The 8,433-nt window shown below is 65.1% G+C and carries 9 protein-coding genes and 1 pseudogene; 8 read left to right on the top strand and 2 right to left on the bottom strand.

Translation table 11 applies throughout. From position 1 onward, the window contains the following. A partial coding sequence (locus IE243_RS23645) for a heavy-metal-associated domain-containing protein (RefSeq protein WP_280514618.1) occupies positions 1 to 67 on the bottom strand: 67 nt, incomplete at its 3' end. A gap of 155 nt (positions 68 to 222) precedes the next feature. Here IE243_RS23645 and IE243_RS21125 point away from each other — a divergent pair. From IE243_RS21125 to IE243_RS21090, 8 genes are all read left to right on the top strand, one after another. Further along, complete coding sequence (locus IE243_RS21125; RefSeq protein ID WP_191321288.1) at positions 223 to 2,775, top strand: heavy metal translocating P-type ATPase; 2,553 nt, start codon at positions 223 to 225, stop codon at positions 2,773 to 2,775. Continuing rightward, positions 2,772 to 3,209: a Cu(I)-responsive transcriptional regulator gene (cueR, locus tag IE243_RS21120; protein WP_191321287.1), complete on the top strand. Its 438-nt coding sequence runs from the start codon at positions 2,772 to 2,774 to the stop codon at positions 3,207 to 3,209. The genes IE243_RS21125 and cueR overlap by 4 nt, the downstream gene beginning before the upstream one ends. Before the next feature lie 35 nt (positions 3,210 to 3,244). Then, positions 3,245 to 3,700, top strand: coding sequence for a DUF411 domain-containing protein (locus tag IE243_RS21115; protein ID WP_244643302.1), 456 nt, complete (start codon positions 3,245 to 3,247; stop codon positions 3,698 to 3,700). Between the two features lie 110 nt (positions 3,701 to 3,810). Further along, positions 3,811 to 4,014: a DUF2934 domain-containing protein gene (locus IE243_RS21110; RefSeq protein ID WP_191321285.1), complete on the top strand. Its 204-nt coding sequence runs from the start codon at positions 3,811 to 3,813 to the stop codon at positions 4,012 to 4,014. A 55-nt stretch (positions 4,015 to 4,069) separates the two neighbouring features. Beyond that, positions 4,070 to 5,764, top strand: coding sequence for an alpha-glucan family phosphorylase (glgP, locus tag IE243_RS21105; protein WP_210319940.1), 1,695 nt, complete (start codon positions 4,070 to 4,072; stop codon positions 5,762 to 5,764). A 14-nt stretch (positions 5,765 to 5,778) separates the two neighbouring features. Further along, positions 5,779 to 6,432, top strand: coding sequence for a CBS domain-containing protein (locus tag IE243_RS21100; RefSeq protein WP_191321284.1), 654 nt, complete (start codon positions 5,779 to 5,781; stop codon positions 6,430 to 6,432). Then, positions 6,429 to 7,439, top strand: coding sequence for a hydroxyacid dehydrogenase (locus IE243_RS21095; RefSeq protein ID WP_191321283.1), 1,011 nt, complete (start codon positions 6,429 to 6,431; stop codon positions 7,437 to 7,439). The genes IE243_RS21100 and IE243_RS21095 overlap by 4 nt, the downstream gene beginning before the upstream one ends. A gap of 1 nt (position 7,440) precedes the next feature. Then, positions 7,441 to 8,106, top strand: coding sequence for a DUF6629 family protein (locus tag IE243_RS21090; protein ID WP_191321282.1), 666 nt, complete (start codon positions 7,441 to 7,443; stop codon positions 8,104 to 8,106). Positions 8,107 to 8,228: 122 nt separating this feature from the next. Here the strand turns inward: IE243_RS21090 and IE243_RS21085 are convergent. Next, positions 8,229 to 8,433 (bottom strand): annotated as a pseudogene (locus tag IE243_RS21085) (SDR family oxidoreductase); the annotation flags it as partial.

The following is an 8,433-nucleotide window of genomic DNA, read 5'->3' as shown; positions in this document are numbered from 1 at the left end:
TCTGGATAGCCTTGGTCACGCTGCGGGCGCAGCCGCCGCAGGTCATATTCTTGATGTGGAACTGCATGAGAATCTCCTTTTGTCTCTCATGCCCATTCAGATGGCGGTTTCCAGCGTGGGAAGGTCAAGAGGTGAGAGCACCTTTTTTGGGCCTTGACCTTCCCACGGTTGGAAGCCCCACCTTCCGTCCAGAATTTGCATCAGTTGCGGAAGGATAGCGCCATGAACGCGCCAGTCAGGGACGTCTCTACCGGTAGAACCGCAGTGAGTCTGGCGATCGAGGGCATGAGCTGCGCGTCCTGCGTGGGACGTGTGGAGAAGGCGCTGAGGGCCGTGCCTGGCGTCGAGAGCGCCAGCGTGAACCTTGCGACCGAGAGGGCCGAGGTCACGGGTGAAGCGCCGATCGCCTATGGGGCCCTGGTCGCCGCCGTCGAAGATGCCGGCTACGCCGTGCCATCGACACGAACCGAGCTCGCCATCGAAGGCATGACCTGCGCCTCCTGCGTGGCGCGGGTTGAGCGGGCGCTGGCGGCCGTCCCGGGTGTCGCGGCCGCGCGGGTGAACCTTGCGACCGAGCGCGCGACGATTGAGGGATCGGTCGACACGGCCTTGCTCGTCAACGCCGTCGAGGATGCCGGGTACGACGCGCGCGTCGTCGCTGCCGGATCGCCGGATGCAGCGGCCGTCGCGCGCAAGGATGCGGAGACCGCGGGCCTTAGGCGCGATCTCACCGTAGCTGCGGTGCTGAGCGCGCCGATCATCGTGCTGGAGATGGGCTCGCATCTCGTGCCCGCGATCCATGAGTTGATCATGCGAACCATCGGCATGCAGGCGAACTGGACCATCCAGTTCGCGCTGACGACGCTGGTTTTGGTCGTGCCGGGACGGCGGTTCTACACGAAGGGTCTGCCAGCGCTGGCGCGGCTGGCCCCCGATATGAACTCGCTCGTAGCCGTCGGCACGCTTGCCGCGTATTTCTATTCGCTGGTCGCGACCTTTGCGCCTCAGCTTCTGCCGCCCGGCACGGTCAACGTCTATTACGAAGCGGCGGCAGTGATCGTCACCTTGATCCTGCTCGGCCGCTTCCTCGAAGCTCGCGCCAAGGGGCGGACGTCCGAGGCGATCAAGCGACTGGTCGGCTTGCAGCCGAGGATCGCCCATGTCCGCCGCGCCGATCGCGTCGTCGACCTCGACATCGGCGAGGTGGTGGCTGGCGACGTGGTCGAGGTCCGACCGGGCGAGCGCGTGCCGATCGACGGCGAAGTCGTTGAGGGCGAGAGCTACGTCGATGAATCGATGATCACCGGCGAGCCGATCCCGGTTGCCAAGGCGGCGGGGAGCGCCGTCGTCGGCGGCACGGTGAATCAGAAGGGTGCGATGGGCGTCCGGGCGACCGCGATTGGTGATGCGACGGTGCTCGCGCAGATCATCCGCATGGTCGAGGAGGCGCAGGGATCGAAGTTGCCGATCCAGGCCCTGGTGGACCGGGTGACGATGTGGTTCGTGCCAGCGGTCATGGCCGTGGCGGCGGCGACGTTCGTAATCTGGCTCATCTTCGGGCCCGACCCGGCGCTCACCTTCGCCGTCGTCAATGCGGTCGCCGTGCTCATCATCGCCTGCCCCTGCGCGATGGGGCTGGCCACGCCGACCTCGATCATGGTCGGCACTGGACGCGGCGCGGAGATGGGCGTGCTGTTCCGCAAGGGCGAGGCGCTGCAATTGCTGAAGGATGCCAAGGTGGTGGCGATCGACAAGACCGGCACCGTGACCAAAGGCCAGCCGGTCCTCACCGATCTCGACGTGGCCGAGGGATTCGAGCGCGGCGCGGTCCTCGCGCGGGTCGCCGCCGTAGAGGCTAAGTCCGAGCACCCGATCGCGCGGGCGATCGTGGATGCGGCAGCGCAGGAGGGCCTGCGCCTGCCGGAGATCAGCCGGTTCGAGTCGATCACCGGCTTTGGCGTCACCGCGGATGCCGACGGCGCACGCGTGGAGATTGGCGCCGATCGCTACATGCGCTCGCTTGGCCTCGATGTGTCGCCGTTTGCGACGACCGCGAGCCGCCTCGCCGACGAGGGCAAGTCGCCGCTCTATGCGGCGATCGACGGCAAGCTGGCCGCGATCATCGCGGTCGCCGATCCCATCAAGGCCACGAGCCACGACGCGATCGCGGCATTGCACGGTCTGGGGCTGAAGGTCGCCATGATCACCGGCGACAACGCCCGCACCGCCGGCGCCATTGCGCGTCAGCTCGGCATCGACGAGGTCGTCGCCGAGGTGCCGCCGGAAGGGAAGGTCGAAGCGGTCCGGCGCCTCAAGCAAGCCTATGGCCGGCTCGCCTTCGTCGGCGATGGCATCAACGACGCGCCCGCGCTGGCGGAAGCGGATGTCGGGCTTGCGGTCGGCACCGGCACCGATGTCGCCATCGAGGCGGCCGACGTGGTGTTGATGTCGGGGAGCGTCAAAGGCGTCGCAGACGCGTTCGCGCTGTCGAAGGCGACCATCGGCAATATCCGGCAGAATCTGTTCTGGGCGTTCGCCTACAACGTCCTGCTGATCCCGATCGCTGCCGGCATGCTCTATCCCGCATTCGGAATCCTGCTCTCGCCAGTGCTGGCCGCGGGAGCCATGGCGCTCTCGAGCGTGTTCGTGCTCGGCAATGCGCTGCGGCTGCGGCGCTTCCGTCCGGGGCTTGCGCTGGGCGCGCATGGCGCTTCGAATCAGCAGCTCACAGGATCGACGGGTGCATCTGCGGCCCTGGAAAGGAGCGCGGCGTGAACATTGGCGAGGCGGCGCGCGCTTCTGGCGTCAGCGCCAAGATGATCCGCTACTATGAGCAAAGCGGCTTGATCCCAAAGGCGGGCCGGTCGGCAGCCGGTTACCGCGATTACTCCACGACCGATGTGCACATGTTGCGTTTCGTGCGGCGGTCGCGCGATCTCGGCTTCTCGATGGCGGAGATCGAGGAGCTGTTGCAGCTCTGGCGGGATCGCAGCCGGCAAAGCGCGGATGTGAAGCGCATCGCGCTGGCGCGCATCGCCGATCTGCGCCGGCGCATCGAGGAGATGGAAGAGATGGCGGCGACGCTGGAGCACCTCGCGTCCTGCTGCTCAGGAGACAAGCGTCCCGACTGCCCGATCCTCGCAGATCTCGAACAGGGCGAGGCGGGAAAGCCGCGCCGCTCGCGCGGCGCCATCGATAGCGCGCCATGATCGAGCAGCACCATACTTTCGCATCCAGGGAGACAATCGTGACGTTCAGCCGCAGGAAATTCATCGGCCTTGCCGGAGGGATCGGTGCTTCAGTCATCGGCATCACCAGCGTCTCGGCCGCCGGCACGCCGATCTCGGTGACTCGCTCGCCGAGCTGCGGCTGCTGCTCGGCCTGGATCGCCCATCTGCGCCAGGCAGGCTTTTCGGTGGAGGACAAGCTCCTGGACGATCTCGCGCCTCTCAAGACACGGCTTGGCGTGCCGGCCGATCTGCAATCGTGTCACACGGCGACGCTGTCAGGCTATGTGATCGAAGGCCATGTGCCGGCGAATGAAATCCTCCGCATCCTGGCCGAAAGACCGGCGGCGACGGGCCTTGCTGTCGCTGGAATGCCCACGGGATCTCCAGGCATGGAGATCGCCGGTCAAGCCGAGCGCTATGACGTGGTGCTGTTTGGTCCGCGCGGGCGACAGGTGTTCGCGCGCTACTGAAAGAGGTAGCGCTCGCAGCGATCTTTAACATCCATCAACGATGTCGGCGTGTCGCGAGCGGAAGCTGCCGGGCGCCTAACACAGTCCGACATCGATGAAGGAGCAGGATCATGTCAGAAGCGCAGGCCACCCCGGAGCAGAATGTCCTTTGGCCGAAGATCGAGCTGCGGGCGTATGAGATCTGGCTACACGAGGGTTGCCCGGAGGGTCACGACGTAGAGCACTGGCTGCGCGCCGAAACCGAGATCGCGGGCGAGGGCGCCGAGCCAGAAGCGACGGGTGAGGCCGCAGCAGCTGCCAAGAAGAAGAAATAATCGCGCGGCCGCGAGCGGCATCGACGAGCGCTGGCCTCACGCCGGGAGAGCACTCTTGGATTTTCTCGATCGGTCTATCCGGCGGACGCGCTTTGCCTACTTCTCGATGGAGATCGCGCTTCGCGCCGAGATGCATACCTATAGCGGCGGGCTGGGGGTGCTCGCCGGGGACTCGGCACGCTCGGCCGCCGATCTTGATCTGCCGATGGTATTCGTCACGCTCGTGAGCCGGCAGGGTTATGTGCGGCAAGCGATCGATGACCGTCATGGGCAGATCAGCAAGCCCGACCCATGGGCGCCACAGGATTTCGCGACAGCCTTACCGCAGATGATCGCGGTGTCGATCGAGGGGCGCGCCGTATGGGTGCGCCCTTGGCTCTATGGGCTGGAATGCCCGCTCGGGCATATCGTTCCGGTCGTGCTGCTCGACACCGATCTCGAGCAGAACGCCGTCGAGGATCGCCGGATCACAGATACGCTCTATGGCGGCGATCAGGCCTATCGGCTGAAGCAGGAGATCGTGCTCGGCATTGGCGGCCAGAGCGTGTTGCGCGCGCTCGGCTTCCGCATCGACAAGTATCATCTCAACGAAGGTCACGCCGCGCTATTGACGTTGCCCCTGTTGCGGGAGACCCAGCGACCAGACGCCGACGGTTCGTCGGATCCGGTCCGCGGCTACGACATCGCGGCGGTTCGCGAACGGTGTGTGTTCACGACGCATACGCCCGTGGAGGCGGGATTCGACAAATTCGACTATGATCTCGTCGACCGCGTCCTCGGCGACTACATCGAACGTGATGTCCTGACGCATCTGGCCGGCATCGATCATCTCAACATGACGCGGCTGGCGCTGAACCTCAGCGGCTATGTGAACGGCGTCGCCCGCCGGCATGCGGAGACGACGCGCAAACTCTTTCCAGGCTATCAGATCGCTTCGATCACGAATGGCGTCCATGTCCATCGATGGACGCATGGCGCCATCGCAACGCTCTTCGAGCAGCAGTTCTCGAATTGGGCGCATGAGCCCGAAGTCCTCGCCTTCGCCGACCAGGTAGACAACGGTGCGCTCTGGGCGGCGCACGAAAACGCCAAGCGCGATCTCTTGGCGGGCATCGCCCAGGCGACGGGTAAACAGCTGCGTGCCGATCTGCCGTTGATCGGCTATGCGCGGCGCATGACCGCCTACAAGCGCCCGGAGATGATCTTCTCCGACCTGGACCGGTTGCGCGAGATAGCGAAAGACCGTCCGTTTCAGATCGTGCTGGCCGGCCTCGCGCATCCAGGCGACGGCGGCGGGCAAGAGGCGATCCGCGCGCTTGGTGCGCATATCGAGACGCTGGACGGTGTGGTCCCGGCAGTGTTCGTGCCGGGCTACAATCTCGACATCGCGGCGGCGCTGGTCGCTGGTTGCGATGTCTGGCTGAATACGCCGCTGCCGCCGCTCGAGGCCTCCGGCACCAGCGGGATGAAGGCCGCGCTCAACGGCGTCCTCAATCTCAGCGTCCTTGATGGCTGGTGGATCGAGGGTTGCGTCGACGGCGTGACAGGCTGGTCGATCCCCAGCAATGGCGCCCACGCGAATGACGCGGTCGCTCTGTACGACAAGCTCAGGGACGTGGTGCTTCCGCTTTACGACGGTGATCGCGGCCATTGGATCTGGATGATGAAGCAGGCGATCAGCAAGATCGGCCCGTCCTTCAACTCTCATCGGATGATTCGGCGCTACGTCACCGAAGCCTACTTGCGTTGACGGGGAGACGGACGATGCGCGTGCGGGATGTGATGTCGACCCGGTTGGTCACGATCAGCCCCGAGCACAGCGTCTGGCACGCCGCGCAGATCATGCTCAGTGAACATGTGAGTGGCCTTCCGGTGCTGGATGACGCCCGGGCCCTGGTCGGCCTGATTACCGAAGGCGACCTGCTGCGGCGCTCCGAGCTTGGAACGCCCCTCGCAGACGGGGGCGTGGAAGCGCGCGCCCGCGCCTATGTCCGAAGCCGGAGCTGGAAGGTCGGCGCGCTCATGTCGTCGCCGCTCCTGACGATCGAGGAGGATGAGCCGCTGTCGCAGGTGGCGCAGCTGCTCGGCGCTCATCGGATCAAACGGCTGCCGGTGCTGCGCGGCGCACAACTGGTGGGCATCGTCAGCCGGGCAGACCTGCTCAAGGTCATTTCGGCCGGCGGTCCCGACGCCGAGGTCAAGGGTGATGCGGCCGTATTGCGGGCGTTGCGGGCACGGCTCGAGGAGGCTGGCACCGTGCTGGACCGGCAGCCGGAGCTCCATGTCACGGCCGGCCGGGTGCACGTAACCGGCGCCATGCGCTCCCAGGAGGAGATCGAAGTCGTGCGGATGGTGGTCGACAGCGTGGTGGGATCGGGATTTAAGGATGATTTGACAGTCGAGAAGGAGCCTGGATGAGGGTTGTTCTGTTCGAGGCGGAGGACTGGGAGAAGAAAGCCTGCGCTAGATTGATGCGTCAGCACGACGTCCGTTGCACGACAGTTCCGCTCAACATCACTACGGTCGGCGAGTTCAAGGACGCGGAGGTGATCAGTCCTTTCGTGGCCTCCCGCCTCGATGCGGGCATCATCCATCGACTGCCCGAGCTGAAGCTCATCGCAACCCGTTCGGCGGGATACGACCATATCGACCTGGCCGCCTGCCGGCAGCACGGCGTCGCCATTGCCAACGTGCCGGATTACGGGGATGCGACAGTCGCCGAACATGCCTTCGCTCTGCTGTTAGCGCTGGCGCGCAACATCGTTGAGAGCGTCGCGCTCACGCGACGCGGCGGCTTCTCAATGGCCGGCACGCGCGGCCTCGAATTGCGTGACAAGGTCATCGCGGTTGTCGGGACAGGGCGCATCGGGCGCCGCACGATCGAGATCGCGCGCGGCTTCGGCATGCGTGTCGTCGCATTCGATCAAATCCAGGACGCTGCCGCGGCGACACGGTGGGGATTCACCTATGGCCCCCTCGACGCAGTCCTGGCGCAGGCCGATGTGGTGACGCTGCATGTGCCGTCATCGTCCACGACGGCGGGGTTGATCGGCGCACGGCAGTTCGAGGCCATGAAGGAGGGGGCCATCCTCATCAACACGGCGCGCGGCAATGTGGTCGACACAGAGGCGCTGGTGCGGGCGCTGGCAAGCGGCAAGTTGCGCGCGGCCGGTCTCGACGTGCTGCCGCAGGAGCCGCTGATCCGCGAGGAGGCCGAGATCTTCCGCCAGGACATGACGGTCGACGCGGTTGATCTCAAGGCGCTTGTCGCCAACCACGTGCTGCTGCGCTTTCCGAACGTTCTGGTCACGCCGCACAACGCTTACAACACCGACGCGGCGCTGCGACGTATCATCGACACCACCCTTGCCAACGTCGAAGGCTTTGCGGCCGGTCGCCCGGTCAATCTCGTCGGGGTAGCCTGAGATGTGCCTGTCTGCACAGGTCAGTCTGGGCGCCGCCGCCATCCTCATCCCGGCCGGCGCGGTTGCCGGCGCGTCGGCATGGCGGCAGGATCGCCGCTATGTGATGATCGCTACACTGCCATTTCTTTTCGGCCTGCAGCAATTGGTGGAGGGAATTGTCTGGATCGAGGGCCGTGCTGGCAACCTGCATCACGTCGCCCAATATTCCCTGCTTTATATGTTCTTCACCTGGATTGCCTGGCCGATCTGGGTACCTCTGTCGGCCTACAGCCTGGAGAGCGGTGGGCGCCGGAACCTCATCCTTTTGTTCGTCATCGCGGGCTCAATGCTGGGCGGCCTGCAGTTCATCCCATACTTTGTCCACGACGGCTGGCTGACGACGACGTACCTGCGCTGGGCGGTCCGCTACCAGGACGTCAATCTGCTTGACGGGCTTGTCTCGCGGGTTGTGACCTATGCGATCTACGTCACCGTCATCATCGTGCCGTTCCTCCTGGTGCGCGACTGGGGAATCAAGATTTTCGGCCTGCTCGTCGCCGGCGTCCTCGTCGTCACCTATGTGTTCTTCTCCTACGCCTATATCTCGGTGTTCTGCTTTGGGGGCGCCGTCATTTCCGCCTATTTGCTGGCGATGATCTGGCATAGACGCCACATATCATCGCGCTGATCCGACGTGCCGGTCCGGCGTGACGACGCACATCGTAGCGGGGCGACAAGCCGGGTGCGTGCTCCCGCGCTCGTCGTTCAAGCTGCCATCGTTCTTTGACCGAACTGCTCGACGGGCGAGGCTCAGTCGTCGAAGGCGACGGACCGGGCGAGCTGCTCTTGGGATTGCAGGAAGGCCAGTCGCGATTGCCACGCATTTTGAACCACCTCATAGGCGTCGCCGCCCAGGGTCACACGCACGGGAGGTCGTTCGCTCGTTGCGATCTCGAAGATGGCCTGGGCGATCTTCTGCGGATCGAGCGTGTAGAGTTCATCGCCGGCGCTCTCG

This window comes from Camelimonas fluminis (genome assembly GCF_014656355.1).
In the GTDB taxonomy this organism is placed as follows: domain Bacteria; phylum Pseudomonadota; class Alphaproteobacteria; order Rhizobiales; family Beijerinckiaceae; genus Camelimonas; species Camelimonas fluminis.
This window is presented reverse-complemented; position numbering and strand designations above follow the sequence as displayed.